26 protein-coding genes are annotated in these 25,526 nt (G+C 56.2%); 7 read left to right on the top strand and 19 right to left on the bottom strand.

Features of this window, described 5'->3' with window-relative positions; all coding sequences use genetic code 11:
• Nucleotides 1-108: 108 nt before the first annotated feature.
• Entirely contained in the window at nt 109-1,356 is a 1,248-nt protein-coding gene (locus IE156_RS16940) for a D-amino acid dehydrogenase (RefSeq protein ID WP_189393821.1), read from the bottom strand.
• 107 nt (nt 1,357-1,463) lie between these two features.
• Entirely contained in the window at nt 1,464-2,348 is an 885-nt protein-coding gene (locus tag IE156_RS16935) for a LysR family transcriptional regulator (protein ID WP_189393820.1), read from the bottom strand.
• A 308-nt stretch (nt 2,349-2,656) separates the two neighbouring features.
• Here IE156_RS16935 and IE156_RS16930 point away from each other — a divergent pair, with 308 nt between their 5' ends.
• Nucleotides 2,657-3,325, top strand: a complete 669-nt coding sequence (locus IE156_RS16930) for a GntR family transcriptional regulator (protein ID WP_189393819.1) — start codon at nt 2,657-2,659, stop codon at nt 3,323-3,325.
• 83 nt (nt 3,326-3,408) lie between these two features.
• On the opposite strand, the gene IE156_RS16925 is transcribed toward IE156_RS16930, so the two are convergent.
• On the bottom strand, nt 3,409-4,365 hold the full coding sequence (locus IE156_RS16925; RefSeq protein WP_189393818.1) for a Bug family tripartite tricarboxylate transporter substrate binding protein: 957 nt from the start codon (nt 4,363-4,365) through the stop codon (nt 3,409-3,411).
• Nucleotides 4,366-4,721: 356 nt separating this feature from the next.
• On the opposite strand from IE156_RS16925, the gene IE156_RS16920 reads away from it, so the two are divergent.
• The 3 genes from IE156_RS16920 to IE156_RS16910 all read left to right on the top strand — a co-directional run bounded on the left by IE156_RS16920 (nt 4,722) and on the right by IE156_RS16910 (nt 7,822).
• Nucleotides 4,722-6,338, top strand: a complete 1,617-nt coding sequence (locus IE156_RS16920) for an ATP-dependent acyl-CoA ligase (protein WP_189393817.1) — start codon at nt 4,722-4,724, stop codon at nt 6,336-6,338.
• A gap of 21 nt (nt 6,339-6,359) precedes the next feature.
• On the top strand, nt 6,360-7,520 hold the full coding sequence (locus tag IE156_RS16915; protein WP_189393816.1) for a thiolase family protein: 1,161 nt from the start codon (nt 6,360-6,362) through the stop codon (nt 7,518-7,520).
• A 113-nt stretch (nt 7,521-7,633) separates the two neighbouring features.
• Nucleotides 7,634-7,822 carry a hypothetical protein gene (locus IE156_RS16910; RefSeq protein ID WP_189393815.1) on the top strand — a complete coding sequence of 63 codons (189 nt, stop codon included), beginning with the start codon at nt 7,634-7,636 and terminating at the stop codon, nt 7,820-7,822.
• A 593-nt stretch (nt 7,823-8,415) separates the two neighbouring features.
• Here the strand turns inward: IE156_RS16910 and IE156_RS16905 are convergent.
• The 3 genes from IE156_RS16905 to dctP all read right to left on the bottom strand — a co-directional run bounded on the left by IE156_RS16905 (nt 8,416) and on the right by dctP (nt 11,364).
• Nucleotides 8,416-9,735 carry a TRAP transporter large permease gene (locus IE156_RS16905; protein WP_189393814.1) on the bottom strand — a complete coding sequence of 440 codons (1,320 nt, stop codon included), beginning with the start codon at nt 9,733-9,735 and terminating at the stop codon, nt 8,416-8,418.
• 2 nt (nt 9,736-9,737) lie between these two features.
• Entirely contained in the window at nt 9,738-10,262 is a 525-nt protein-coding gene (locus IE156_RS16900) for a TRAP transporter small permease (protein ID WP_189393813.1), read from the bottom strand.
• Between the two features lie 127 nt (nt 10,263-10,389).
• Nucleotides 10,390-11,364, bottom strand: a complete 975-nt coding sequence (dctP, locus tag IE156_RS16895; protein ID WP_189393812.1) for a TRAP transporter substrate-binding protein DctP — start codon at nt 11,362-11,364, stop codon at nt 10,390-10,392.
• Between the two features lie 205 nt (nt 11,365-11,569).
• On the opposite strand from dctP, the gene IE156_RS16890 reads away from it, so the two are divergent.
• Complete coding sequence (locus IE156_RS16890; protein WP_189393811.1) at nt 11,570-12,256, top strand: HAD family hydrolase; 687 nt, start codon at nt 11,570-11,572, stop codon at nt 12,254-12,256.
• A gap of 100 nt (nt 12,257-12,356) precedes the next feature.
• Here the strand turns inward: IE156_RS16890 and IE156_RS16885 are convergent, their stop codons facing one another.
• The 13 genes from IE156_RS16885 to IE156_RS16825 form a co-directional block, all read right to left on the bottom strand.
• Complete coding sequence (locus IE156_RS16885; RefSeq protein WP_189393810.1) at nt 12,357-12,698, bottom strand: hypothetical protein; 342 nt, start codon at nt 12,696-12,698, stop codon at nt 12,357-12,359.
• 4 nt (nt 12,699-12,702) lie between these two features.
• The gene (locus IE156_RS16880; RefSeq protein ID WP_189393809.1) at nt 12,703-13,338 is read right to left on the bottom strand and encodes an ABC-type transport auxiliary lipoprotein family protein; all 636 of its coding nucleotides are present in this window, start codon (nt 13,336-13,338) and stop codon (nt 12,703-12,705) included.
• Nucleotides 13,335-14,252: an MlaD family protein gene (locus IE156_RS16875; RefSeq protein ID WP_189393808.1), complete on the bottom strand. Its 918-nt coding sequence runs from the start codon at nt 14,250-14,252 to the stop codon at nt 13,335-13,337. Before IE156_RS16875 ends, IE156_RS16880 begins: the two co-directional genes overlap by 4 nt.
• Nucleotides 14,252-15,049 carry an ABC transporter ATP-binding protein gene (locus IE156_RS16870; RefSeq protein ID WP_189393807.1) on the bottom strand — a complete coding sequence of 266 codons (798 nt, stop codon included), beginning with the start codon at nt 15,047-15,049 and terminating at the stop codon, nt 14,252-14,254. Before IE156_RS16870 ends, IE156_RS16875 begins: the two co-directional genes overlap by 1 nt.
• On the bottom strand, nt 15,043-16,179 hold the full coding sequence (locus IE156_RS16865; protein WP_189393806.1) for an ABC transporter permease: 1,137 nt from the start codon (nt 16,177-16,179) through the stop codon (nt 15,043-15,045). Before IE156_RS16865 ends, IE156_RS16870 begins: the two co-directional genes overlap by 7 nt.
• A gap of 64 nt (nt 16,180-16,243) precedes the next feature.
• Nucleotides 16,244-17,068 carry an NHL repeat-containing protein gene (locus IE156_RS16860; protein ID WP_189393805.1) on the bottom strand — a complete coding sequence of 275 codons (825 nt, stop codon included), beginning with the start codon at nt 17,066-17,068 and terminating at the stop codon, nt 16,244-16,246.
• Between the two features lie 12 nt (nt 17,069-17,080).
• Nucleotides 17,081-18,376, bottom strand: a complete 1,296-nt coding sequence (locus IE156_RS16855; RefSeq protein WP_189393804.1) for a TRAP transporter large permease — start codon at nt 18,374-18,376, stop codon at nt 17,081-17,083.
• Nucleotides 18,369-18,860 carry a TRAP transporter small permease gene (locus IE156_RS16850; protein WP_189393803.1) on the bottom strand — a complete coding sequence of 164 codons (492 nt, stop codon included), beginning with the start codon at nt 18,858-18,860 and terminating at the stop codon, nt 18,369-18,371. The genes IE156_RS16855 and IE156_RS16850 overlap by 8 nt, the downstream gene beginning before the upstream one ends.
• Before the next feature lie 15 nt (nt 18,861-18,875).
• Complete coding sequence (locus tag IE156_RS16845; RefSeq protein WP_189393802.1) at nt 18,876-19,844, bottom strand: TRAP transporter substrate-binding protein; 969 nt, start codon at nt 19,842-19,844, stop codon at nt 18,876-18,878.
• Between the two features lie 37 nt (nt 19,845-19,881).
• Nucleotides 19,882-20,556, bottom strand: a complete 675-nt coding sequence (locus IE156_RS16840; protein ID WP_189393801.1) for a DUF4286 family protein — start codon at nt 20,554-20,556, stop codon at nt 19,882-19,884.
• Nucleotides 20,557-20,753: 197 nt separating this feature from the next.
• Nucleotides 20,754-21,692 carry a LysR family transcriptional regulator gene (locus IE156_RS16835; RefSeq protein WP_189393800.1) on the bottom strand — a complete coding sequence of 313 codons (939 nt, stop codon included), beginning with the start codon at nt 21,690-21,692 and terminating at the stop codon, nt 20,754-20,756.
• A complete protein-coding gene (gene thpR, locus IE156_RS16830; protein ID WP_189393799.1) occupies nt 21,689-22,288 on the bottom strand; it encodes an RNA 2',3'-cyclic phosphodiesterase in 600 nt (199 codons plus the stop codon). The genes IE156_RS16835 and thpR overlap by 4 nt, the downstream gene beginning before the upstream one ends.
• A gap of 47 nt (nt 22,289-22,335) precedes the next feature.
• Nucleotides 22,336-23,232 (bottom strand): LysR family transcriptional regulator, encoded by an 897-nt coding sequence (locus tag IE156_RS16825; RefSeq protein ID WP_189393798.1) that lies wholly within the window; start codon nt 23,230-23,232, stop codon nt 22,336-22,338.
• 149 nt (nt 23,233-23,381) lie between these two features.
• Here IE156_RS16825 and IE156_RS16820 point away from each other — a divergent pair, with 149 nt between their 5' ends.
• Together IE156_RS16820 and IE156_RS16815 are read left to right on the top strand one after the other, a co-directional pair.
• Nucleotides 23,382-24,950: an amidase gene (locus IE156_RS16820; RefSeq protein WP_189393797.1), complete on the top strand. Its 1,569-nt coding sequence runs from the start codon at nt 23,382-23,384 to the stop codon at nt 24,948-24,950.
• Nucleotides 24,951-25,146: 196 nt separating this feature from the next.
• Nucleotides 25,147-25,395, top strand: coding sequence for a GlsB/YeaQ/YmgE family stress response membrane protein (locus IE156_RS16815; RefSeq protein ID WP_189393796.1), 249 nt, complete (start codon nt 25,147-25,149; stop codon nt 25,393-25,395).
• The last annotated feature ends 131 nt before the right edge of the window (nt 25,396-25,526 follow it).

Genomic DNA, 25,526 nt, shown 5'->3' with positions numbered 1-25,526 from the left:
AAAAAATTAAACAAAAAATAGGCAAGCATCCAAGGAGGATCTTGCCTATTTTTGCTAGTGGCTACTAGTCACTAGACTCTGGCTCGCCATGTACTACCAGCCAACAGTTCAGGGGCGAAATGGAGTGTCATCAATAGGCGAAGCTTCACCCGTCAGATGAGCCGCCAAAATCGCCGCGCTACCGCAAGCCAAGGTAAAGCCCAACGCGCCGTGACCTGCGTTCACCCACAAACGACCCGCCAATTTGCTCGCCCCCACAACAGGTTTGCCTGACGGTGTGGCCGGGCGCAAACCGGCCCAAGTTTGAGCCTGTTCCAGTGGCAAACCAGGAAACAGATCTTTCACCTGCTGCTTCAACGTCGCCATACGGCCCGCAGGAATATCCAGGCCATTAAAACCAATATCGACCATGGCGGCCATACGCAGTACTTCACCCAGACGGGCGTACACAATGCGCTGCTCGTAATCGGTAACGCTGATAGCAGGTACAGCTTGATCCAAGCCTTCCAACGGCAGGCTCAAGCTGTAGCCTTTCAAGGGATAGATCAAAGGACGACCACCCAGCTGACGCAGCAAAGGCACGGTGCCCATACCGCTGGCAACGACGAACTGATCCGCCTGGATCTCGCCCTCTGCGGTTTGAACGGCACGAATATCGCGCCCTTCCATCACAAAACGATGCACTGGCGTATTCAGCTTTAGCTGGTAGTCGCTATCGTTTTGCATGCGCTCATGCAAGGCCAGCGAAAACAGATAGGCATCACCTGCCTCTTCGCTAGGTGTGTAGATCGCGCCCTGCAAACGCGAACCCATAGCCTGCAAGGAAGGCTCCAGTTCCAATACCTGTGCGGCTTCCAGTACTTGCTGCGAAGAACCCATATCCGCCTGCAACTGGGCCTGCTCACGAGCATGCTGGAAAGGGCCAGGGCTACGGAAGGCAATCAATTTGCCATTGGTCTGATGAGCGAACTCCAGGTTGAAGCGCTCTTGCCAGTCGTGCAGGATGTCGCGGCTCAGATAGGACAAGGTCAGCATCTGGGCGGTGGTACGACGCACCACATCACCACGGCAGGCTTTCAGAAAATGCAGCAACCAGCGCCATTGCTGGGGGCTAAGTGCAGGTTTGAAACGCAGCGGCGAATCTTTATTCAATAACCAGCGCGGCAAATCCTTGAATACGCCCGGATCGGCCAGGGGGGCCACATAGCTGTAGCTTAGCTGTCCACCATTGGCAAAGCTGGTCTGCCCGGCAACTTGCGAACCGGCTTCCAGTACCGTGACCTGCACCCCTTTCTGGCGCAACATGAACGCGGTGCTCATACCAATGACACCGGCGCCGATAATACATACATGCATGGAACATACCCCCAATAACTGGACTCTATTGTCTTGGGGGCAGCGTCAGTGCGCCAATGAATAGTTGGCGTATTCCATAACCCAGGGTTATGGAAGCGGCTTCCTACTTAATCCGGGAAACGACATTCCAGCAAGGCCTGCCGAATATGATCGAGCACACGTTCACGCGAGCCAGAACCGGCATCATCGTGGGCCGTTAGTATGCTGACAGGGATAGGCAGAGGTTCTGGCAAACGGTGTATAGCAAGGCCACGGCTTTGCATGGCGCGGGCCGTGACTAGATCCACCAAGGCCTCACCCACACGCTGCACGACCAGGCTGCAAGCCACATAGTGGGTCTGCACTCGCATGAATGGAGCGACCTCCGGCACATAGCGTTGCAGAAGACTCTCCACCATTGCGCCTACGGGATCATCCGCATCCAAAGCGATAAAAGCGCGTTCGGCCATTTCTTCCCAACAACGCAAAGGGGCAACGCCCGGCAGCGTGACATGCACCAGCTCGGTATGAGCCAGCACCTGCTGCTGCACACCGGAGGATTCGCCTTGATCGAAGCTCATCACCATATCCAGATCGCGCGTTTCCAGAGCCTGTAGAAGCTCGCCACTGTGGTGAGTGCGCAGCTCAAAGCTCATGGCAGGATGAGCCTGACGACAACGGCTTAATGCCACCGGCAACAGCTCCAGACCAAAGGCGGGGCTGCTGCCAATACGCCATAAACCTTCATGGTGGGAGCGCAAATTACGCGCCAGTTGGCTGACGTCATCCAGATTCTGATGCAAGCGCGCAACGTAAGGGGCCAGAATGCTGGCCTCACGAGTGGGGATCAGGCGTCCACGCACACGATCAAACAGCCGAAAACCCAATTGCATTTCTGCCGTTGCCAGCATTTTGCTGGCGGCAGGCTGGGAGATATGCAGCAACTGCGCGGCCTGCGTCAGAGAGCCGCCACGGCAAATCGCATCAAAGATTTCTACATGCCGCCACCGCATTCACTGGCCCTCCTGGTGCGTGCTGTTCTAAAAACAGCCTATTATCCTGCAACTTGCGCGACAAATCCGGTCTAGCCGACAAGCGCCCATGCGCCATCAACCCCAGCCTGTTAATACTAAAAGAAATCTTACGCTGACGGGTCTGCTGCACCTGCTCCCAAGGCTGGGTAGACGTATGTTCACCGACTCAAACAAGGTGGCTTTTTGCATTAACAGGCTCTGACATAAAACGGCTCAGTCCCCAGCGCTTACTTGGTATCCTATAGCCCTTTGAGTCCTTTGCCGTGCGCCAGACGCCGGGTGAGCTTATGGCTGCTAATCCTTATAAAAAACGAGAACCCAATATCCGTGAACAAGTCTATGGCATGCTGCGCCAGGACATTTCCTTGGGCAAAATCGGCTTTGATGTGCGCCTGGTGGATAACGAAATTGCGGCCAGCCTGAATGTCTCCCGCATGCCCGTGCGCGAGGCGCTGCTGCAACTGAAAAATGAAGGGGTGCTGGACGGTACCTCGCGTGGTTTTGTGCTGCGGGTGTATACACCACAGGAAATTGAAGACATTTACGCAGTACGTGCCTTGCTGGAACCTCCCGCTGCACAACTGGCCTGCGTCAATCAAAGCAAAGTGGGGATACTGGCGCTGGAACAGGCTTTAAGCCGAATTGAGGCCACGCATCAACAAGGCGACCCCATCGACAATATTCAAGCGAACTGGGCCTTTCGTAGCGCCTGGATCAGTATGGTGCCCAACAAACAACTGGTGGACACCATGGAGCGCCTGCACGACAGAGCCGATCAAGCACGCACGGCCTGTTTGCAAGATGCTCAGTTCCGTCTGGAAACCATGCAGCGGGCTAAGGCGATTTGCACTGCCTTTAGCGAGCGCCAGGAAAAACAGGCGGCGCAGCTGATTCTTGAAAACCTGCTTATTTGCGGCTCAGCGTATTGCATCAAGCAGGCGGAGTTGCTGGCATAAGTGGTCTAGAAAAAGTAACTCTGACCTTCAGAGGCCAATAAAAAAGGGCGCCGCAGCGCCCTTTCTCCTCAAACAATCACGTCTTAGTCCAACGTGATTTCCAGAGCTTTAATAGTCGGCCCCATTGCTTGAGCATCCTGCTCGATCAAGTCTGCAAACTCCTTGGGAGTAGAAGGCTCGATCTGAATGCCGAAGTCCACGAACTTCTTAACCACGGCTTCTTCTTTCAATACAGCCGTCAATTGCTCGGTCAGGCGTGCCACGTCTTCATCAGGCGTGCCCGCTTTGGCCGAGATACCCCACCAGATCGTGAAAGCCACATTGGGAATACCGGCTTCTGCAATCGTAGGAACGTCTGGACGCAGTGGGCTACGCTCGGTTGTCGCGGCTGCAATCGCACGCAGACGACCATCTTCCAGGAAGCCACGGCTACCGGTCAGCACATCAAAGATGAAGTCAATCTGGCCACTAACGGCGTCGATCAAGGCTGGGCCTGCACCTTTGTAAGGCACGTGCACCAGACGGGCTCCGGCTTCTTTACGCAGCATTTCACCGAGCAGGTGAGTGCCCGTTCCCATACCAGGAGAGCCATAGGTCAGCTCTTGTTTTTGGCCTGCGGCAACCAGATCTTGCACGGTCTGAAAGGGGCTGTCTTTATTGACCAGCAGGAACACCGGCGCCTTGGCGGCCAGCGTCATAGGGATCAGGTCGGTGGCCACGTCGTAATTCAGACGTTTGTACAAATGGCGGTTCAGGGAGTAAGCACCGCTATCAGCCAGGAACAAGACCGTACCCAAGGAGGCGGTGTTGGCATTTTTCACCACGTTCATGGCAACCTGGGCACCCGCACCCGGACGGTTTTCCACGATTACTTTCTGATCAAAGCGTGTGCCCATTTCCTGGGAAATTACACGCGCCAACTGGTCCGCCGCACCGCCCGGTGGGTAAGGCACAACCAGCGTCACATTCTTGTTTTGAGCATGGGCCTGCGCACCCAACATCAGCGCACAACACGTTGCCAACTTAAGCCATACCTTCATTGTTCTATCCCCGTTGCCCCTATGGGCTTATTCAAAGTCATTGTGAAGCAGATCTGCCCAAACCTATGAGCCTGCACTGCTTTTTGCTGATCGACTGTTGTCTACAAACCTGACCAACCGCTCCGCTTGCCTTATCTGTCCAGCCTGCGAAACGCCCCCTTTTCTGTCTTCGCCGGACCCGTGGTTTGCGCGAAATACCACTGTGAGTCGGTATCAGCTACTTCGGGTTTTTCCGGTGAATGACAGGAATTTCAAAATAATATATTGCAGTATACTGTTTGCAGGATATTAGTAATTTCACCCATGCACATCGGCTTGCCGCCTTGATCGCGCGTTGGCCGGGAGACAGATTGATCATGCACGCCCATTCCATTTCCGCTTCTGACTTGCCGCTGTTTTCAATACCTGCCACACAGCGCACGGTGCCCGCCTTGCTGCGCCTGCGCGCAGAGCGCATGGGTGATTCCCCTCTGTTCTCGGACCGCCAAAACCATTACACCGGCAAACAAACCCTACAAGCTGCCGCAGCCAGTGCCAGCCGTTTAAGCCGCGCTGGCATTAAGCGTGGCGACCGCGTTGCCCTGCTGTGTACCAATCGTCATGAGTTCCTGGACATGGTGCTGGGTTGCGGCTGGCTGGGTGCCATTGTGGTGCCTATCAATACCGCCTCGCGCGGTGCACAGTTGCAGCACATTTTGAGCAACAGCCAGGCCAGCCTGCTGGTTGTTGAAACAGATCTGACGCCTTTGCTGGCTGATGTGGATTTAAGTGCCACTGCCGTCCAACAAGCCTGGCTGGTTCAAGGCCAGGAAGCCGCGCAACCATTAGCGGTTGCCACCTGCGAACTACCTCCTTTGGGCGACTATTGCGAGCCTGCCGACATCGGCCCCGGCGATACGCTGGCTATTCTGTACACCTCCGGCACTTCCGGCCCCTCCAAGGGTGTGCAATGCCCGCACGCCCAGTTCTACTGGTGGGGCATTTACACCGCCAGCAAGCTGGGGATGAAGCCTGATGATGTGTTGTACACCTGCCTGCCCATGTTTCACACCAATGCCTTGAACACGTTTTTCCAGGCTCTGGTCAGCGACGCCTGCATGGTGGTGGATAAACGTTTCTCGGCCAGCCGTTTCTTTGACAATTTGTGCGAAACCGGCGCCACGATTACGTATCTACTGGGCGCAATGGTGCCCATTCTGTTGTCCAAGCCCGTCACCCCAGCTGAAAAACTGCATAAGACCCGCATCGCATTGGGGCCGGGCGTGCCCGAGCAATTCCACAGCCAGTTTCTGGAGCGCTGCCACATGCATCTGCTGGATGGCTTTGGCTCTACGGAGACCAATTATGTGATGGGCCGTGGCATTCAAGAACAGCGCAATGGCTATATGGGCCGCGTGTCTGAAGGTTTTGAAGCCCTGGTGGTGGACGAGAACGACAACTCGCTGCCAGACGGTGAAGTGGGCGAGCTGCTGCTGCGTGCTGATGAACCCTATGCCTTTGCTCTGGGTTACTACGGTCAGCCCGACAAGACGGTGGAGACTTGGAAAAACTTGTGGTTCCACACGGGTGACCGCGTAGTGCGCGATGCTGAGGGCTATTACCGTTTTGTGGATCGTTTGAAGGACATGATTCGTCGTCGTGGGGAAAACATTTCTTCCTACGAGGTAGAGCAGGCTTTAGCCAGTCATCCCGCTATACACACGGTAGCAGTCTACGCCGCCAAGTCTGAACTGGCCGAGGATGAGGTCATGGCCATGATTGTGCTGCGCCCTGACTGCACGGTCAGTTGCGAGGAACTGCTGCAACATTGCGAGCGTCGTCTGCCTTACTTTGCGGTGCCGCGCTTTATTGAGTTTGCTGAGGTCTTGCCGACGACTGAAAATGGCAAGATTCAAAAATTTGCCCTGCGTGATCGGGGCATTGGTCCCGATACGTGGGATAGGGAAAAAGCAGGCTATCAGGTTCGCCGCTGATCGTTGCCACAGGAATTCGATATGACGCCTAGTTTCAATCTGGACACGGTGCGCCTTCTGGGCGCCACTGAGGTCACCTACACCCGGCGCGGTCAGCTCGGCACCTCCGAGCTGCTGGCCCAGGCTTTCAAGCAAGCTATTGCGGCGGCCGGTTTGCAAGCCAGCGATATTGATGGGCTGGGGGTCGCATCGTTTACCCACGCGCCTGACCGAGCCATTGATCTAGCCTGGAAGCTGGGTTTGAAAGTGGGCTGGATTATGGACGACAGCAATGGCGGTGCCAGCGGTCTGAATATTCTGCAGCACGCGATTCGCGCGGTTCAGGCGGGAGATGCCCGCTGTATTGCGATTGTGGCGGGTGATCATTTTCAGGCTAAGGATTTCCAGCAACTGGTCGAGAACTATAACCAGACGACTTACGATCATTTGCGGCCTTTGGGGGCTGGCAGCCCGAATCATCGCTTTGCCATGCTGACTGCCAATCAAATGCGCAAGCTGGGTTTGGAGCGGGAGGATTATGCAGCGCTGGTGATCCGGCAGCGTTTGTGGGCCGGCCTGAATCCTGATGCGGCTTATCAAAGCCCGATGAGTCTGGATGATTATTTGAATGCGCCTCAAGTGGCAGACCCTTTGACGCGACTGGATTGTGTGCCGGTGGTGGATGGGGCCAATGCGTTGATTGTGATGCGCGCGGATCATCCGGCAGCTAAGAATCAGCCTGCGATTACGGTGAAGGCTTTACGCAGTTTTCACAATATTGATGATCAGCAGGGCGATGGTTTGAGTACGGGTTTGGCTGCTTTGGCTCCGGCTTTGTGGTCGGATTCTGGCTTGGGTCCTACGGATATGGATGTCCTCAGTATTTATGATGATTACCCTGTCATGGTCTTGGCACAGTTGCAGGATTTGGGCTTTTTTCAGGCCGATGGGGCCAAGCGCTTTATTCATGAGTCTATTGCAACGGGACGCGTGCCTTTAAATACGTCGGGCGGGCAGCTGTCGGCTGGGCAAGCTGGGGCAGCATGTAGTTTGCATGGTTTGGTTGAGGTCATGCGTCAGTTAGGCGGTCAGGCCGGAGAGCGTCAGGTGGCGTCCGCCCGTTATGGTTTGGTCACGGGTTACGGCATGGTGGAGTATCGCTATGGCATGTGCTCGACTGCGCTTGTTTTGGAGGCTCTGTGATGTGTCCGTCTGTTTTTCGTTGTGTGCGGTGTGACCATCGGGTGTTTCCGGCGCGGTTTCTGTGTCCGCAGTGTCATGGGGACGGGTTTGAGGCTGAGGATTGTCCGTCTGGTGTGGTGACGGAGCTGACGCGCAGTGTTGTTGCTGGCAGTGAAGCGGGGATGTATATGCTGGCCACGGTGCTCAGTGATGCGGGGCCGGTGTTAATTGCTCGTGTACTGGATGAAGCGGTCCAGCGGGGGGATACAGTGGCTTTGGTGCTGCGCGATGGCGGGATTTATGCTGATCCTGTACATGAGTAAAAGCACTCTCTTATGCGCTTTTTTTCCGTGAAGGCTTTAGTGGCTGAAAATCAGGCTTAGGCGTTCGACGTGTGGAGTCATCAGCGATTCGACGATAAAGAAGGTGGCTATAAGACGCTGATCAAGGGCCTGTGCGGGAGTCCGGGCTGGCAGCTTGCCGGCGCTAAGCGCCGGTGCCCTGGTCAGATAATCGCTACGGGCGCACCTTGAACTCGTCCGGTGGCTTGTCCCCCGGACAAACCACAAACATCGGACTCAAACAGCAAGGTGCTTGCCCCCCTGCGCAACTATCTGCCTGCAGCAAGCCACCTGAATCGCCCAGCCCCCCGCACAGGCCCTCGATCAGCTCACAGCATCTTTGATCGGACTGTGGCTGAGGGTGGCTTGAAGGCTCAAGAGCCGCTCTCAGATGAACCGCTTCGCAGCACACTGACAGGCGGCAAGAATCGGTCAAACCTAGCGTGCATGAAAAAACCTGAGTTTGGCGTCGGCCAAACTCAGGTTTTATTTTTGCTTGAAAAGTCGATTCAAGATTCTATTTTTTTTGTGGGACAACACACTTGTGGTCCCACTTTCAGGCTGACTGCTCTTTCTTATCCGATCAGTCCTGGCAAGCCTACGGCAATCCAGGGAATGAACAGGACCAGAGCCAGCACGCCGACTTCGATCACCAGGAAGGGGACCGCCGCACGATAAATATGTGGCAGTCGGATGGATGGTGGTGCCACGCTTTGCATCACAATCAGCAGCAGGCCAAACGGTGGGGTCAGCAGGCCAATTTCCAGTGCGATCAGGATCATCACGCCCAGCCAGACGGTGTCCACGCCTGCGGCCAGGGCCAAGGGCATGAAGAAGGGCAAGGCAATCATCATCATGGAGATCTGGTCCAGCACGGTACCGATGACCAGCAAGACCAGCAGCATGCAGATAACCAATGCGAAGGGCGACAGGTTGTAGTCTTTGATCATGCCCAAGAAGCCTGCGCTGGCACCGGAGAAGCTCAGCAGCTGAGCAAAGGTAGTGGAAGCGGCCAGGATGAACAGGATAACCACCGAGACTTTGGCGGTTTCGATCAGGCTCTTCCACAAGGCTTTCAGGGTCAAGGCACGGTAGGCGATGGTAGCGATGACCGAGGCCAGCACGCCGATGGCGGCCGACTCGGTGGGCGAGGCCCAGCCCGCCAACATGGAGCCCACGACGGCGATGAAGATGCCCAGCAAAGGCACAACGTTCAGCACGAAAGGCTTCCACAGCGCCCAGCCGGTCAGGCGTGGGCCGTCGTCTTCGCTCATGGGTGCGTCTTGGGGACGCAGGCGACTACGTACTACGACATAGGCCAGGAAGCCCAGAGCCATCAGCATGCCGGGCAGGATGCCGCCAATCAGCAAGCGTTCGATGGAAATACCGGCCAAGCTACCCAGCATCACGGCCAGGGCCGAGGGGGGGATCAGCATGGCGATGCCACCGACGGCCATGATGGGGCCCATTGCCATCGTCGGGTGGTAACCACGACGCAGCATCTCTGGCAGCATCACGCCGCCCATCATGGCGGTATTGGCAATGGAGGAACCCGACAGCGTGGCAAAGGTGGTGCCACCCAGGATGCTGACGATAGACAGTTTGCCAGGTACGCGCGAGATCATGCGCTCGATGGAATCGATAGCTTTGAAAGCCAGCCCGGTATGGAACAGAACTTCACCCATCAGGATGAAAAGAGGAATGGGGGTCAGCGAGAAGCTACCGATGGAAGCGGTGGTGTTACGCGCCCATTGCGCCAGGCCTGCCGCTTCACCCAGGAACAACCAGGCGCCCAACAGGTTGACGGACAGGAAGGCAAACACCACGGGTGTGCCAATGGCCATCAAGAGAAAAAGTGATCCCAGCATCAGGATCAATGCCATATGCCATTCCATGATCAGGCTCCTTGCTCAACAGGACGGGACACCAGACGACGCAGGAATTCCAGGGTCAACAAGCCAGCTCCAATCATCAGAGGCAGGTTTAACCACCATTCGGGAAAGACCAGGGCTTTGAACACCATGGCACCTTGTTCGTGAGCATCCACGGCAACAGCGGCACATTGCCAGGCCAACACGCCACATACCACCAGACCCAATAGGTTGGAGACCTGATCCAGGATACGTTGGACAGGGGCGGGCAAATTATTGACCAGAACGTCGATACGGATGTGTCCGCCCAGATACAGCACCCAGGGCGCTGCCATAAAGGTGGCGATGATCATCATGTATTCGGTTACTTCCACGCTAGTGGACAACGCGTCGTAACCCAGGTTGCGCAACACAACGTCAGCACAAACCAGCAGGCTCATCAGCCCAAAGGTCAAGGCTGCCACCGCGCCGCAAGCATTCATTAAAAGGGCGTACGGACGCCCCCAGGTCGTATTGGAAGGCATGCCTTCCGGGGTTGTTGCAGCAGACATCTCGTCTTCTCCGCCGATCAAGGTCACTGAAAGGGCTGGCGTAAGGCCGCCCGGGCACCATCAAAAAGTGGACACTGTCCCCAAGGGCGCAATGTCCACCGTCAAGCTAGCTAAACAGCAAGCGTTTTTAAGGCTGATAACCACCAAACAGCTCACGCAGTTGCGCGGCGTATTTGGGGCTGGATTTGTCGATACCGGCCCAGCCCGATTCGTAGGCTTTGGTGCGCAAGGCACGAGCCACATCAGGTTCCAGCACCAGGGCCTGCACACCGGCTTGCTCAGTGGCGGCTTTTTCATCAATCGCCATCTGGTGTTCAGTCACGTTCTGCGACTCCATCCACTCGATCTGCTTGCGCATGAAGGCTTTCTGTTCTTCGTCCAGTTTTTCCCAGCTCTTTTGGTTCATGAAGAAACCTACTTCCACGTTGTAGAAGCCCGGCTCTACCCGGTATTTGGTCTTTTCATGCCAGCCCATTTCCATCACACCCACGGATGGCCAGCCATAGCCGTCCACCACGCCACGCTCCAGCGCAGTGTAGACCTCGCCCGGTGGAATCTGCAGCGGGGTCGCGCCAATTTCGCGGAAGAAGGACAGGTACACAGGCACACCACGCAGCTTGAAGCCCGACAGGTCTGCCGAGGTCACAGGTTTGTTGGTGTAGATGTGGTACTGCAAGCCGTCAGTGGTGCGGGCCAGCCAGGTAATATTGGCTTTCTCGCGGTGAATTTTGTCCATCAGCTCATAGCCGCCGTTCTGGCGCAACTCGCTCATGGGTTTCTCTGTCAGTGTCAAAGCCAGTGCTTCAGGCACCAGATTGGCATGGAACACCGCCGTGGTATTGGCAAAATCGATCACGCCGGAACGCAGAGCATTACCGACCTCGAAAGGAGGAATCGCCTCTGGACCGCCAATAACATTGATCTGTACCAGACCCTTGCCTTCCGTATTGACCTTCTCAACGAACTGCTTGAATCGCTTGGTAAAGAAGGTGTCCATCGTAAAGACAGAGACTGCTTTCAGCGTTACTTCCGCTGCCTGAGCACCGGCCATTCCCATTGCCAGCAATGCTGCTGCCACCACCCGAGTTGTTTTATGCACCATGACGGAACTTCCGCAGAAAGGTTTATTATGAAATTTTAGTTTAGATATAAATATATCAACAATCAATTATTTATGTGTTGGGGTTTTCACTTAGCATGCTAAGGGCCCATAGGGCTTGGCATAGCCATCCGTACGCAATTCTGCACAAAGCCTGCCTGCTGTATCATCACAGACTTACTGTTTTGTTGGCTTAAAGGTATTACCCATGACATTTTCCGCTGTGCTGTTTGATTGTGACGGTGTGCTGGTAGACAGCGAACCAATCACGGTTCGTGTACTGCGGGATATGTTGCAAGAGGAAGGCTGGGTCATGAGCTACGAGCAGTGCTATGACTGGTTTATTGGCAAAGCCTTGCCGGACGAACTGCCCACTGTGCGCAAAATGACGGGTAAAGATCTGGATATGGAATGGGTGATGGCCTTTCGTATGCGTCGCAACCATGCGCTGACCAACGAGGTCATGGCCATTCCCGGCATACAAGAGACTCTGGATACCATTTTGCGCGACAAACCCGGCATGATTGCCTGCGCGTCCGGTGCAGATCGAGCCAAACTAGTGCTGCAATTAGGTCAGACGGGCTTGCTGGATTATTTCGGTAGCCATATCTATAGCGGGGCCGAAACGCCGCGCAATAAGCCATACCCCGATGTGTATCTGGCCGCTGCTCACGGGCTGGGGGTCGACCCCAAACAATGCCTTGTGGTGGAAGACAGTATCACCGGTGCAAGCGCGGGCCTGGCAGCAGGCGCCACCGTCTTAGGTTATTGCCCGGTTCCTGACAAGGAAGAGGATTTACGCCGGATCGGTGTGCATGACACCTTTCGTCGCATGGATGAATTGCCCGCACTGATCGCCAAGCTGGAGCAGGAGCAGGAGCGGGTAAAAGGCTGACAAAAAAGGCGCTGAACGCGAGACCCCTTTAAGGATGGATGTCAGTCTCATCTGTTTAAAAGGTATGGCGTTCAGCGCCTTTTATTTTGTAGCCTGCTGCTTAATCTTCCAGGTGAAAGGTATGCAGGATTCGATGCAGCACCGGAGCAATAATCAAACCGAAGGTCGCCGCCAGCACCAGGCTGACGTAAGCCCCATAGATGGCAAAAAACACTTTGCCTGCCCAGGTCTCAGGCAAGGCCATGGGGCCCAAGCCACCAACCATCATGGCCGCATTCAAGGCGGCATCATGCCAGTGCACATTGTCTTCAAACCACATATGGCCCAATGCACCCAACATCAGGGAAATGGCCACAAACACAATACCAATAAAGGCATGCGCCAATAAACGCTTGGCAAACTGCCAGCCCGTAATCAAGGGCTGATCGCGAGACTCATACATGGCATTAAGGGGTCGTAGTCACAACCGTTAAAGAGCCTAACCATTGGGTCACCTGCAAGGACAAAGCATCTGTTGCCAGTCCAAAGGCTTCCACCACTTGCGGCACAGCCGTGCCATCCACAGCCTGCTGTGCCACAAAACGTCGGGTCTGAATCAACTGGCCGGAGGCTTGATCGCGCAGCAAAGCATCGAACTGAATCTGCACGCGTGGGGTGCCTTGAACGTATTCCACCTGGAATGCACTCAATGAGCCGCCTAATTCCCAATCCGCAATCACAGACTCGCTATCAAGCACGACGGCCCGGAACTGCGCTGCATCGCGCAGCGCATCAGCCAAGCGGTTGCGCAGCAAAGCGGGGGCATCGTCACTCCAACGCGCCCCCTTATAGGCACTTAGTTCATTGCCTTGAGGCAGCACCGTAATGCGGGAGCTGGCCAACAAACGCTCCGCATGGGGCCGGTTCATCTGAATAATCAGATTCTTGTGGGAGGCCGGTGCTTGCTGGGCCGTCAAGGCCACAGCCGGAAGCTGGTAATACGTCAGGGATTCGGCCTGGGGTAGAACTGAGCAGGCTGTCGACAAGGCAGCCAAACCGACTACCGATGCCTGCAGCAAACGACGCACAACAGTGGGCATCATGGTGTGAACTCCTGTAATTTGTCGCGACCCAAGAGGTAACCCGCCGGATTATCTTCCAGACGGGAAGTAACCGCCCGGAAACCAGCCAGCACCTGACGCAATTCACGCAGAGCAGGTTCGATCTCGGTCAGGCCCTGAGCACCACGGCCGATGGCCCCTGAGTTCTGTTCCAGCAACTTGTTCAAACTTTGTGTTGCCCGGCTGAAATCCTCCATGGATTTCTGGATCGCATTCATGGCCTGCGTCCCTTGCCGATCCACCAGACCTTGCGTGGAGGACAATAAGGTCGTGGCTTGCTGGCTGGCCTGGGACAGTTCTTTCACCAAGGCAGGCACGCCTTCTCCGGCTGTCGATAACTGACCCATCAAGGTCTCCAGTTTTTGCAAACTGGCCGACAAGGATTTTGAGTTCTCGGATGACAGGAAGGTATTCGCGTTATCCAGCAGCTTGGAGATCTGCGTCATCATCTCCTCGCCACCGGCCATCAGTTGGGCCAAGGGGGAAGGCGAGGCCACGATCATGGGCAGGCTATCACCCGTGGCTTCCAGCAAGGGGCTGTTAGGCGTGCCGCCGCTCAGCTCAATCACGGACTGGCCAGTGATACCAGCCAGCGCCAGACGGGCCTGAGTGTCTTCGTGGATCGGGATGGAAGCCTGAATCGAGACCTGTGCACGCACGCGCTGCAAGTCGTTCGGGTCCAGGCGCAGCAAGCGCACTTCACCGACGCGCAAGCCGTTGTACTGCACGGCGCTGCCACGCGACAAGCCACGCACACCTTCCAAAAAGACAATATCGTAATCTCGGGTCTCGGCATCCTGCCCTGCTTTGGCCAGCCAAAGCGAGAACAAAACGGCAGCCACAGCCACCACGACGGTAAAGACCCCGATCAATACATGATGGGCACGCGGTTCCATTAACAATGCTCCTGACGACGGTTTTGGGCCTGTTGGGCGGCCCGTCCCCGTGGACCGTGGAAATATTCCTTGATCCAGTCGTTATCAACTTGCTCTACCCGAGCCAGCGTGTCGTTGACCAGCACGCGCTTTTGCGCCAGCACGGCCACCCGATCACAAATGGTGTAGAGCGTATCCAGATCGTGTGTGACCAAAAACACGGTCAATCCCAGCGCATCGCGCAAGGTCAAAATAAGCTGATCAAAATCGCCCGCGCCTACCGGGTCCAGGCCCGCGGTAGGTTCATCCAGAAACAGGATCTCCGGGTCCAGCGCCAGGGCTCGTGCCAACGCTGCACGCTTGATCATGCCCCCGGACAGTTCAGCCGGGTACTTGTTCGCCGCATTGGCGGGCAAACCAGCCAAGGACATTTTCATGGCAGCGATATGCTCAGCGGAAGTACGAGACAGGCCGATATGTTCAATCAAAGGCATGGCAATGTTCTCCACCACGGTCAATGAAGAGAACAAGGCCCCTTGCTGAAATAGCACACCCAAACGACGTTCCAGACGAGAACGGGCTTCGGGCGAGAGGGAGCCAATTTCCTGATCAAAAATGCGCACCGTGCCACCGGTAGGCGGGCGCAGACCCAGAATGGAGCGCAGCAACACGGACTTGCCCGTACCAGAGCCCCCCACCACCCCGACGATTTCACCGGGGTAAACATCCATGTCCAGATGCTCGTGCACAACGTGATCGCCAAAGCGGTTGTCCAGGTCGCGCACTTGGATAATGGGGGGAGTCGTGGTCTCTACCATCCCATCTCCATGAAGAACAGCGCTGCCAGTGCGTCGATCAGAATCACGATAAAGATGGACTGAACCACGGCAGAAGTCGTGTGTTCACCTACAGATTGGGCGCTGCCAGTGACTTTAAAGCCTTCCTGACACCCTATGACGGCGATCAAAAACGCAAAGATAGGGGCCTTGGACATTCCCAGGACAAAGTGCCGCAGATCAATATCCTGATTAAAGATATTGATGAACATCGTGGGCGAAATATCCAGGATCAGGGCACACACCAGCCCACCGCCAAAAATACCCGCTACCATGCCAACAAAAGTCAGGATCGGCATGGCCAAGAGCATGGCCAGCACGCGCGGGATGACCAGAATCAACATGGGATTCAGGCCCTGGGCGCGCAAGGCGTCGATTTCCTCGTTCGCTTTCATGGAACCGATCTGCGCAGTAAATGCACTGGCGGTACGGCCTGCCATCAAAATGGCAGTCAAAAGCACGGCAAATTCACGCAAAAAGGAAAAGCCGACCAGGTTCACGGTATAGATGGTGGCACCAAAGTCGGCCAGCACCGTTGCCCCCAGAAAGGCGATCACCGCGCCGACCAGAAAAGTCAGCAAGGCCACAATCGGCACGGCATTAAAGGCGGTTTCCTCCAACTGCGCCACAATCGAGGTAACGCGCCATTGGCTGGGCCGCAACATATTCAGAATCAGGGTTTCCAGCGTCAGGCCGATAAAACCCAAGAGTTCACGCACATTGCGCGTAATGTGAACCATGGCCAGGCCCACACGCTCGAACAAGTCCGTAATACCCCAGCGAGCCGGAGCCAGGTGCTCCTGGTCCATGCGGCTCATCGCCTTGGCAACCGTACTCAGTAATTGATGGCGCTCTTTGGACAAGCCCTGAGCGCTGTCCAAGGCGGCCTGTACCCGCTCGGTACCCAGCCATTCACACAGGACCTGGGCACCCGCCGTATCCAGCGCCTTAAGCTGGCTGAAATCCAGCGACCAACGGTCCTGCTTGTCACTGAGCGCGTGCAAACTGCTTTGCAGCGCTTCATAGTGACGCAAGGACCAATCGCCCAGCAATTGCAACTGGCCAGAGGAGTCTGTACGAACATACAGAGGCACGGACGTATTCATGCGCATAGTCTAATGGATTTGCTCCAAGGGCTTCCATAACAAAGACTACTTTTTCATGCCTTGTGGACGATTAAGCTGGCTGTAAGCAAGTTAAGCAATCGGGCAACATTTCCGCTATATAAATACGCCCGTCCAGGCCCACGGCCAAACCATGCCCATAAACACCTTGCACGCGACAACGCCCTACCAAGGTACTGGACTCAGGATCAAAGAGGCACAAACTAGCCGTTTGGTCGCTGACCAAGACCGAGCCGTCAGTCTGTACCGCCACCGCCATCGGTTTATACATGGGGCGCAATTCACCCAAGTAGCGGCCCTGCACATCCAGATGCTGCACGCGGTTATTTTCACGGTCCGCCACCCAGATTGAGCCATCGGCTGCGCTGGCCAGCATATGGGGGGTGCTGAACTGTAAAGGCCCCGCCCCCGGTGCTCCCAATGCCGCCAGCCATTGGCGCTGTGGGTCAAAACGATGCACTACCGTATTGCCATAACCATCGCTGACCCATAGCCCGCCGTCCAAACATTCAATGGCATGGGTAGGGTGATTGAAGGGCTCCTGCCAACGGGGCTGCTCAGGTTTTCCCAGCCGCCATTGCTCATTGCCATGAGCGTCCAGAGCCAGAATCTGATGCCCATCCAAATCGGTAACCAGTACCCCACCTTGCGGGCGGGCACTGATATGGTGCGGGCATAAAATATCGTCCAGCGCCCACCGTGCCGACACCTGCCCGTCAGGGGCCAGTACCAGCACACAGGCCGGGCGACGCAGCAAGGCCGCGATGCGGCCATCGGCCAGCACCGCCACGCTGGTGATGCTACCGATATCCGCCTGCGTCCAGGCACGCTCTACCCGATAGCGCTGCGCGCCCAAGGTCACATAAGCCGTTGCCATTCTTTATCCCCCTTACATCGCGTTAGGCAAGACCATGACGATTTGCGGGAAGACCGTCACAATCACCGTGGCTAAAACCAGCAACAGGAAGAAGGGGAACGCCATGCGCACCAGCTCAAACAGATTGCGCCCGGTAATGCCCTGGATCACAAACAAGTTGAAACCGATAGGCGGGGTGATCTGCGCCATCTCCACGGTCAGGATCAGGTAAATACCAAACCAGATCGGATCAATACCCGCTGCCAACACGGCTGGCAGCAAGACCGAGGTGGTCAGCACCACGATCGAAATCCCGTCCAGGAAGGCACCCAAAATAATGAAGAACACCGTCAGCACGGCAATTAAGGCGTACTGGTTCAGGCCCAAGGACCCAATCCAGGCGGCCAGATTGGCAGGCAGGCCGGTAAAGCTCATGGCACTGGTCAGATAAGCCGCCCCGATCAGGATGAAGGAAATCATGCAGGACGTGCGCGCCGCACCCAACAAGCTGTCGGTAAACGTCTTCCAACTGAGAGAACGTCCAAACGCTGCAATGACCAAGGAACCAATCACCCCCAGCACTGCCGCCTCGGTGGCCGTCGCAATACCGCCATAGATCGAACCGATCACCGCCATAATCAGCAGCACAACCGGCAAGAGCAAACGCAAACGGCGGATTTTCTCGCCCAGCGTCAGGTCCTCAACATCAGTAGGCACACGGTCCGGATGACGCAAGGACCAGATTGCGATGTAAAGCGAGAACAGGCACATCAACATGATGCCCGGCAGCACACCCGCCACGAACAAGCGAATGATGGACACCTGCGCCGCTACGGCGTAGACAATCATCACAATGGACGGTGGGATCAGCAGACCCAAGGTCCCTGCACCAGCCAAAGAGCCAATGCTGATGCTGTCGTCATAACCGCGGGCTTTGAGCTCGGGTAAAGAGATACGCCCAATGGTGGCGGCGGTGGCGGCCGAAGACCCACTGACAGCCGCAAAAATACCGCAACCAAAGGTGTTAACGTGGACCAGACGGCCCGGCAAACGCTGTACCCACGGCCCCAGACCGCTAAACATATCCTCTGCCAAACGGGTGCGATACAGAATTTCCCCCATCCAGATAAACAGGGGCAAGGCCGTCAAGGCCCAACTGGCCGAAGAGTCCCACGCCTTGGTGGCAAAGATAATGCCCGCCGGCGCATCGGCATACAAAACGATGGACAAGATACCGCAAGCGATCAGAACCAGCGCTACCCATACGCCGCTGGCTAACAAGACAAGCAGAGCCACCAACAGCACAATTGCCTGAGATAAATCAGCCATGTTCAGTTGCCTCCAGTTTTTGACCCTGGGCTGCGTGCAACAAACGTCGCAACAACATCAAGGTCAGCAATCCCAGGCCAATCGGCATACCCAGCTGCGGAATCCACAGCGGCACCGCCACCATGCCCTGGGCCACTTCCTTATAAATAAAGGACTCATAGACAAAATGAGCCGTCTCCCAGGAGCACCAGGCGGCCAGGGCCATTGCAATCGTCGTGGCTATCAGCTCGTAAGGGCGATGCAGGCGCTCGGGCATCACCTGCAACAACAAGGACACGCGGATATGATCGCCGCGCAACATGGCATAGGGCAGCGCCAAAAAAATAGATGCCGCCATAAACCAACCCGCAAAGTCATCCGAGGCGGGTATCTGCATGGAAAACAGGCGCGCCACAATCTGCGCTGTCACCACGACTCCAATCAAACACAGGAAGAGTGCGGCAAGTGCGCCGCAGACCCTGGCCATACGCTCCAGAACGATCATGGACGCACTCCTTGTTTACGGTTGACGGTAAGCGTCAAGCAGCTTCTGACCATCCGCGCCGGCTTTTTTCAGCCACTCTTCGGTCATCGTCTCGCCAATCGCGTGCATTTCACCCGACAGTTTGTCGCTCAACTGGCCCACCACCATGCCTTTGTCGGCCATGGACTGAGTCAGCTTGGACGTCTGCTCGCGCGACACAGCCCAACCGCGTTCCTCGGCACGTGCACCCGCTTCCAGCACCGCTTTTTGCACATTTTCAGGCAAACGCTGGAACGCACGTTTATTCATGATGACAAAGCTTTGTGGAATAAAGACTTGGGCGTCGTAGTAGTACTTCACGTAGTCCCACGCCTGAGAGTCCACACCAGTCGCAGGCGAGGTCAGCATGGCGTCGATAATGCCGGTGGAAAATGCCTGGGGTACTTCGGGCGTTTGCACCGTTGTAGGCACCGCCCCCATCAAGGAAACCAGGCGGCTGGTGGCCGGGCTGTAGGCGCGAAAGCGCACTCCTGCCAGGTCAGACAACTGCTCTACCGGCTTTTTAGTGTAAATACCTTGAGGTGGCCAAGGTGAGCCATAGACCAGAATGATGCCTTGCTTGTCCAGACGCTCGGCCAGGAAAGGGCGAGTCGCTTTCCAGAGCTTTTCCGACTGATCGAAAGACGAGGCCAGGAAAGGCACGCTATCAACCTCGAACATAGGGTCTTCATTACCGATGGCAGCCACCAGCATTTCCCCCACCTGCACCACACCTTGCTGCACACCGCGCTTTACCTCGGGGCGTTTGAGCAACACGGAGTTGGACTGCACATTGATATTCAGTTCACCATTGGTCGCAGCCTTCACATCCGCCGCGAACTCGCGCGCGTTTTGCGTCAGGAAATTGCTATCGGGCTGTTCGGCCGTCATATTCCACGTGCTCGCTGCCTGAGCCGTTCCAGCCAACGCAAGCACGCAAGCCATAGAAAGTAGTTTTTTGATCATGATGTCGCTTCTCCCTAGCATTGAGGTGATAGCCGCCTTATGGGCGGCCCGCATTCAGATCCCTTGACTGCAGATCCCACAACAAAGAAAACTCGGATACATCGTTGGTCGCCACGCCCAAATCCTGCTGCAAGCGTGCAACCAGGGTACGAGCAGCGGAAACCGTGGTCAGGTCGGCCACCAAATAAGGATCCAGACTGCGCTGCCGCACATCTTCGGATGGCAAGGGGGTGGAGAGTTCAGGATCAGGCGTCAGTACGCGCAAGGCCAGCAGACCATCGGTCTGTTCCAGATAGGCCGCACTCTGGCGGGCCAGCTCATCCAATTGGACCGCGTCAGCCAAACGCACCAGCAGCACCACCGAACCGGTGCCTGCACCTCCCAATAAAGACACCGCCATCACGCGTCGCTGGGTATTACTCATACGGCCAAAATTAGCGATGGACCAGTCCGTTTGCCGCTCAAAGGCTTTTTTATAGTCAGCAGTACCAAAAACCCGCAAAGACTCGGTGCGGTACAAGGCCAGGTACTTACGCCCAGCGCCTTGGCGCACATAACGACGCGACCACTGAAAACCCGGTATGGCAGCACGTTCAGCCATATGCTCGCGCTCATACCATTGGTTGAAATCTTGCTCATGCTCAGGAGCGATGTCTGTCCAGATGAACAGTTCCCCCGGCGCATCACGATCAGTACGAAAAGTAGCAGACACGAAAGCCTCTCCAAATCAAAGTCATTGAATACTCTTTATGGGAGTGTCCAACGGCTGCTAAGCAGATTCAAAATGTTTTATTTCAGCCTGGAGCAATAGGAAAAAGCGATCAGATACAGCGAATGGCGCGGTATATAGATTATCAATCAAGCCCACGCTCAGTACACATACGCAGGTAAGGGGAAAACCCTCAAAGGCTAAATCGCGAAGACACGCGTGTCTGGCGGCGGTAAAGCCAGTCCGGGGTGCTCGGCGGCAAAATGATGCATGCGCTCCAGCGCCACGCCAATAACGGCTTGGGCCGTCTGCGTTAAGGGATCGGGCCGCCAGCTAGCCACCAGCCGCAAGTCCGGCAAAGCATGCTCACACACGATTTCCTGATACAGCCCACTATTAAGCTGACGGCTAACGGCAGCCAAAGGCAGGGTGGCCACACAGGGCTGCGCTTCCAGCAACTGGGTGCTGGCCGCAATAGAAGACACGTAATGAATCCGGGCCTGACCCACTGGCAAAGGTTCCAGCAATTGCACCAGGGCCAGATGGGGTTGAGAGCCACGGGGAAAGGTCACCAGAGGCCAGCGCTGCACCAGTTCCTGCAAGCCACTACGCACGGGCATGGCTTCGTCAGCCATACTTACCCAGCCCATACGCATGGACCCCATGGGCAAGTTGCGTATGCCATCACCCATGATGGGGTCTGTCTGCAAAGCCACATCAATGGTGCCGCGCTTAAGCAAATCATGCAGACGCAAGGTGGACTCTGCGGTCAGTTCAATTTCCAGCTCGGGATACAAGGCATGCAACTGACGGATCAGATCCTTGAACCAGGTATGCACAATGGATTCGACCACGCCCAGGCGCACCCGGCCGCTCAAACGGCTGGAGCCGGCCAGCGCCTCGCGTAAATCGTGCTCCATACCCAACATCTGTTCGGCATACTGCATCAACTTTCGCCCTGCCGGGGTCAGACGCAGGTCACGGTGACCGCGCTCGAACAAGGTTTTCTGAAACTCGCTTTCCAGGGCCGCAATCCGCCCCGACACAGCGGCCTGTGTCAGGTGCTGCTTATTAGCCGCTGCCCGAAAACTGCCCAGACGAGCTATCCAGATAAAGGTTTCTAAAAAACGGATATTCATGACACTGCCCTTCCAGGATTCACTGTGGCGGCCAAATGATATTGGCTGCGCTGCTCGCCGGGGACAGAGACAATCAAACCCACGCCATCCCCCACAAAAGCCTGTGTTGGCAAAGCATGGCGATGCGACTGATCGGCAGCGATACGGGCATGGCGCAACAAAGACACATGCGGCCGGAAACGGCGAGGGGGTTGCGTCCAGCCCAAGGCCGTCAGTCTGGCCCAAATATCCTCGTGCCACTGGTCCAACACAGTCAATGCCTGGCGTTGAGACTCATCCGGGCCTGCCCAGACCACCTGAGGTTTTTCAAAGACATCCCGCAGAGTCAGATCCAAGGTGATAGCAGGCACAGGCCAATCGGCCATATTTTCCGCCAAGGCCTGCAGCACGGACACGCTGCTGCCGTCCAAAAAGGCTAGCGTCAGATGAAAATGATCAGCGTGCATCATGCGCCCCCCGTAAATCACCTGCGCCTGCACGGCCTGCTCAGCCAGATAGAGGCGGGTCTGCGCATCCGGCCACCAACCGATAAACGCACGCAAGGATTGCTCGGGGCCTAACTGTTGCAGGTCCAAGCCAGGCAAGGGAATCGTCATGCACAAACCCTCTAACAAAGCAGATCAGTAAGCGGGGGGACGCTGGATTACGCCGTACACAGGCGGCGCGCCAGACCATAAACAATATCCAGAGCCGGCAATTGTGTGCGTCCCGATAAACGCACCAAGGCATAGTGCCCGGACAAGGACGGCGAAAACAGGCCCAGCGGCACCAGATCTCCGGCATCGATGTCACGGCGTACGGCAGCCAGCACACTCATCAAGACCATATCGCTGTCCAGTACCACATCGCGCTGGATACTAAAACTATCACAACAAAAGCGCACAAAACGGTCTGGATGACCTTGAGCGCCAAATTCAGCAATCAAGCGATCCGTTAAATCATCGCTAATAACCGAGCAGGCCACGGGGTACTGGCTGATCGCCATCAAATCGACCGGCTGCTGCTGTAAAAGCGGGTGGCCCTGACGCACCAGCATATCGCCTTGCATGGCGGGCAGATACTCAATATCCAGGCCGCGAACATCCGTAACTGCACTGACGTCCAGCACCACCATATCGTAGCGCTCTCGGCGCAGGCCTTCGATCAATTCCAGGGTACGGCCAATAACGGCATCCACACGCAAACGCGGATATTTACTCAGCAAGGCCACCATGCAAGGATGCAGCAAAACGGCGGCTGGTGTGGAACTAAGGCCCAATCTGAGACTGCCCGCGTCTTCATGCTGAATCAAGGCCAATTCTCGTTGCAGGGCGCGACCTTCTTGCAAGACCCGGTTGGCCCGCTCCAGCAGAACCCGACCATACGGTGTCAAAAAACTGCGTTGACCGCTGCGATCAAACAGCGGCACACCCAGTTCCTGCTCCAAAGCCTGAATGCTGCGGCTAAGCGCAGACTGGCTTAAATGGACAGCTTGAGCGGCCCGATGAAACGTACCGTGCTCGCAAACGGCCACAAAGTGCCGCAGCCTGCGAAAGTCCATGCTTGTCCCCTTGCTGACGCTTGAACCGGCTTATGCACAGACCGCATCAACTTGATGATTTTTTGGCGTTTGAGCCGCGCATTGTACCTGCATAGAATGGCTTGGCCACCTGGATGGCCCACGCAAAAAAAGAACACCTGGAGACAAGCATGAACGACACACCTACCGCCCTGGGCGGACGCCGCCGCTTTCTAAAAACTACTGGCCTGCTGTCCCTGGCGGGAATGGCACCCAGCCTGGGACGTCAGGCTCTGGCCAGCACCGCGCCAGGCCCTGGCAGCGCACAAGACATCATCATGGCCGACGCGCTGAGCCTGTCCAACTGGATCGCCCAGCGTCAAGTGTCCTGCCGTGAAGTCATGGTGGCTTATCTGGACCATATCGAACGCATCAACCCCAAGGTCAACGCCATTGTGTCCTTGCAAGAACGCGGCGGCCTGCTGGCCCAAGCCGACCAACGCGATCAGCAATTAAAAGCCGGCCACTACTTGGGCTGGATGCATGGCATGCCACAGGCTCCCAAAGATCTGGCCGCCACCGTGGGCATCGTCACCACCAATGGATCGCCCATCTTTAAAGACTACCTGCCGAAACAAGACGCCATCGTCGTCGAACGCGTCCGCCAAGCCGGCGCCATTCTGATCGGTAAGACCAACACTCCGGAATTTGGCCTGGGATCACACACCTACAACAGCGTCTTTGGCACCACTGGCAACGCCTACCAAACGGATTTATGCGCCGGTGGCAGCAGCGGCGGGGCCGCCGTGGCCCTGGCCACCCGTATGTTGCCCGTGGCCGATGGTAGCGACATGATGGGTTCCTTACGCAACCCCGGTGCCTTCAATAACGTCTACGGCTTTCGGCCTTCGCAGGGCCGCGTACCTTACGGCCCTAGCTCCGAGGTTTTTTTTCAGCAAATGGGCTACGAAGGCCCTATGGGTCGTACCGTGTCGGACCTGGCCATGTTGCTCTCTACTCAGGCCGGTTTTGATGCCCGAACGCCATTGAGCATCCAGCAGGACCCAAAACAATTCGCAGGCAAACTGCAGCGTAATTTCAAAGGCACGCGCATCGGCTGGCTGGGCGACTACAACGGCTACCTGCCCATGCAAGCAGGCATCATGGACCTGTGCCAAACCGCCCTGAAAAGTTTTGAAGCCATAGGCTGCACCGTCGAAGCCGCACAGCCCGATTACTCCATGGAACAGCTGTGGCAAACCTGGCTGACTCTGCGCCACTTCACCGTCGCCGGCACGGCCCAGGGTCTGTACGCCAAACCTGAACTGCATGCCCAAATGAAGCCTGAAGCCATCTGGGAAATAGCGGGCGGCCTGAGCCTGAGTGGCGCCCAGATCTACCAAGCGTCCATCAACCGCAGTAAATGGTACGAAAGCCTGCGCAAACTATTCGAAACCTACGACTACCTGATCCTGCCCACAGCCCAAGTCTTCCCCTTCGCAGGCACCACCCATTGGCCTGCCGAAATCGCCGGACGTCAAATGGACACCTACCACCGCTGGATGGAGATCGTCATTGGTGGCTCGCTGGCCGGCTTGCCCGTAATGAACGTACCGGCAGGTTTCAACGAAGCGGGGCTACCCATGGGACTGCAAATCATGGGTCCTGCCCAGGCAGACATGGCCGTACTGCAACTGTCCTACGCCTATGAACAGGTCACCCAATGGGTGCAAAAGCATCCGCCCAGCTTATTGAGCTGAACCAATTAAGCCCGATAAAACGGCAAACGCCCTATGACGCGATATAGCTCGTCTGCCTGCAGGGCCTGCGTTTACAAAGCCTGACACTTTTCTCTGTAACCGCTCCCCAAAACGGTAGACGTGTAAAAAGTCCCTACCTAAGATAGACACAGCGGTCCGTCCCCCTGACCGACAAACTAAGTACAGGAGTCGCACGATGGGTATTATCTCCATGATTATTGTTGGCTTTATCGTAGGTTTGCTGGCGCGAGCCATCATGCCTGGTGACCAGAAAATGGGATGGATAATGACCGCCATCCTGGGTATTGTCGGCGCCTTTGTCGCCGGTTATCTGGGGCAAGCCATGGGCTGGTACGTACCGGGCGAAGGGGCAGGCTGGATAGGCTCCATCGTTGGCGCCATCATCGTCTTGTTCATCTACGGGCTGGTCAGCAAAAAGTCCTAAAGCTCAAAATAGAAAAAAGCCTGCCCGGTTCAAGTACCCGGCAGGCTTTTTTTATAGACGCTTTCAGCGATCAACCCTCAACGTTCGGACTGAGCAAACAGGCTCGGAGGTATCGGTCTCGCGTCGAACCT

The sequence above is a fragment of the Alcaligenes pakistanensis genome, from assembly GCF_014652815.1.
GTDB classification, from domain to species: domain Bacteria; phylum Pseudomonadota; class Gammaproteobacteria; order Burkholderiales; family Burkholderiaceae_B; genus Alcaligenes; species Alcaligenes pakistanensis.
The sequence above is the reverse complement of the archived record's forward strand: the minus strand, read 5'-3'. Positions and strand labels throughout refer to the sequence as shown.

What these genes read in the sequence shown, in the direction of transcription:
- IE156_RS16815 (WP_189393796.1), top strand. Translation starts at nt 25,147, where the DNA reads ATGGGTATTATCTCCATGATTATTGTTGGCTTTATCGTAGGTTTGCTG.
- thpR (WP_189393799.1), bottom strand. Translation starts at nt 22,288, where the DNA reads ATGACGATTCCCTTGCCTGGCTTGGACCTGCAACAGTTAGGCCCCGAG.
- IE156_RS16870 (WP_189393807.1), bottom strand. Translation starts at nt 15,049, where the DNA reads ATGGTAGAGACCACGACTCCCCCCATTATCCAAGTGCGCGACCTGGAC.
- IE156_RS16855 (WP_189393804.1), bottom strand. Translation starts at nt 18,376, where the DNA reads ATGGCTGATTTATCTCAGGCAATTGTGCTGTTGGTGGCTCTGCTTGTC.
- IE156_RS16880 (WP_189393809.1), bottom strand. Translation starts at nt 13,338, where the DNA reads ATGATGCCCACTGTTGTGCGTCGTTTGCTGCAGGCATCGGTAGTCGGT.
- IE156_RS16820 (WP_189393797.1), top strand. Translation starts at nt 23,382, where the DNA reads ATGAACGACACACCTACCGCCCTGGGCGGACGCCGCCGCTTTCTAAAA.
- IE156_RS16900 (WP_189393813.1), bottom strand. Translation starts at nt 10,262, where the DNA reads ATGTCTGCTGCAACAACCCCGGAAGGCATGCCTTCCAATACGACCTGG.
- IE156_RS16905 (WP_189393814.1), bottom strand. Translation starts at nt 9,735, where the DNA reads ATGGAATGGCATATGGCATTGATCCTGATGCTGGGATCACTTTTTCTC.
- IE156_RS16875 (WP_189393808.1), bottom strand. Translation starts at nt 14,252, where the DNA reads ATGGAACCGCGTGCCCATCATGTATTGATCGGGGTCTTTACCGTCGTG.
- IE156_RS16845 (WP_189393802.1), bottom strand. Translation starts at nt 19,844, where the DNA reads ATGATCAAAAAACTACTTTCTATGGCTTGCGTGCTTGCGTTGGCTGGA.
- IE156_RS16920 (WP_189393817.1), top strand. Translation starts at nt 4,722, where the DNA reads ATGCACGCCCATTCCATTTCCGCTTCTGACTTGCCGCTGTTTTCAATA.
- IE156_RS16885 (WP_189393810.1), bottom strand. Translation starts at nt 12,698, where the DNA reads ATGTATGAGTCTCGCGATCAGCCCTTGATTACGGGCTGGCAGTTTGCC.
- IE156_RS16915 (WP_189393816.1), top strand. Translation starts at nt 6,360, where the DNA reads ATGACGCCTAGTTTCAATCTGGACACGGTGCGCCTTCTGGGCGCCACT.
- IE156_RS16890 (WP_189393811.1), top strand. Translation starts at nt 11,570, where the DNA reads ATGACATTTTCCGCTGTGCTGTTTGATTGTGACGGTGTGCTGGTAGAC.
- dctP (WP_189393812.1), bottom strand. Translation starts at nt 11,364, where the DNA reads ATGGTGCATAAAACAACTCGGGTGGTGGCAGCAGCATTGCTGGCAATG.
- IE156_RS16860 (WP_189393805.1), bottom strand. Translation starts at nt 17,068, where the DNA reads ATGGCAACGGCTTATGTGACCTTGGGCGCGCAGCGCTATCGGGTAGAG.
- IE156_RS16865 (WP_189393806.1), bottom strand. Translation starts at nt 16,179, where the DNA reads ATGCGCATGAATACGTCCGTGCCTCTGTATGTTCGTACAGACTCCTCT.
- IE156_RS16930 (WP_189393819.1), top strand. Translation starts at nt 2,657, where the DNA reads ATGGCTGCTAATCCTTATAAAAAACGAGAACCCAATATCCGTGAACAA.
- IE156_RS16825 (WP_189393798.1), bottom strand. Translation starts at nt 23,232, where the DNA reads ATGGACTTTCGCAGGCTGCGGCACTTTGTGGCCGTTTGCGAGCACGGT.
- IE156_RS16850 (WP_189393803.1), bottom strand. Translation starts at nt 18,860, where the DNA reads ATGATCGTTCTGGAGCGTATGGCCAGGGTCTGCGGCGCACTTGCCGCA.
- IE156_RS16835 (WP_189393800.1), bottom strand. Translation starts at nt 21,692, where the DNA reads ATGAATATCCGTTTTTTAGAAACCTTTATCTGGATAGCTCGTCTGGGC.
- IE156_RS16925 (WP_189393818.1), bottom strand. Translation starts at nt 4,365, where the DNA reads ATGAAGGTATGGCTTAAGTTGGCAACGTGTTGTGCGCTGATGTTGGGT.
- IE156_RS16940 (WP_189393821.1), bottom strand. Translation starts at nt 1,356, where the DNA reads ATGCATGTATGTATTATCGGCGCCGGTGTCATTGGTATGAGCACCGCG.
- IE156_RS16935 (WP_189393820.1), bottom strand. Translation starts at nt 2,348, where the DNA reads ATGCGGTGGCGGCATGTAGAAATCTTTGATGCGATTTGCCGTGGCGGC.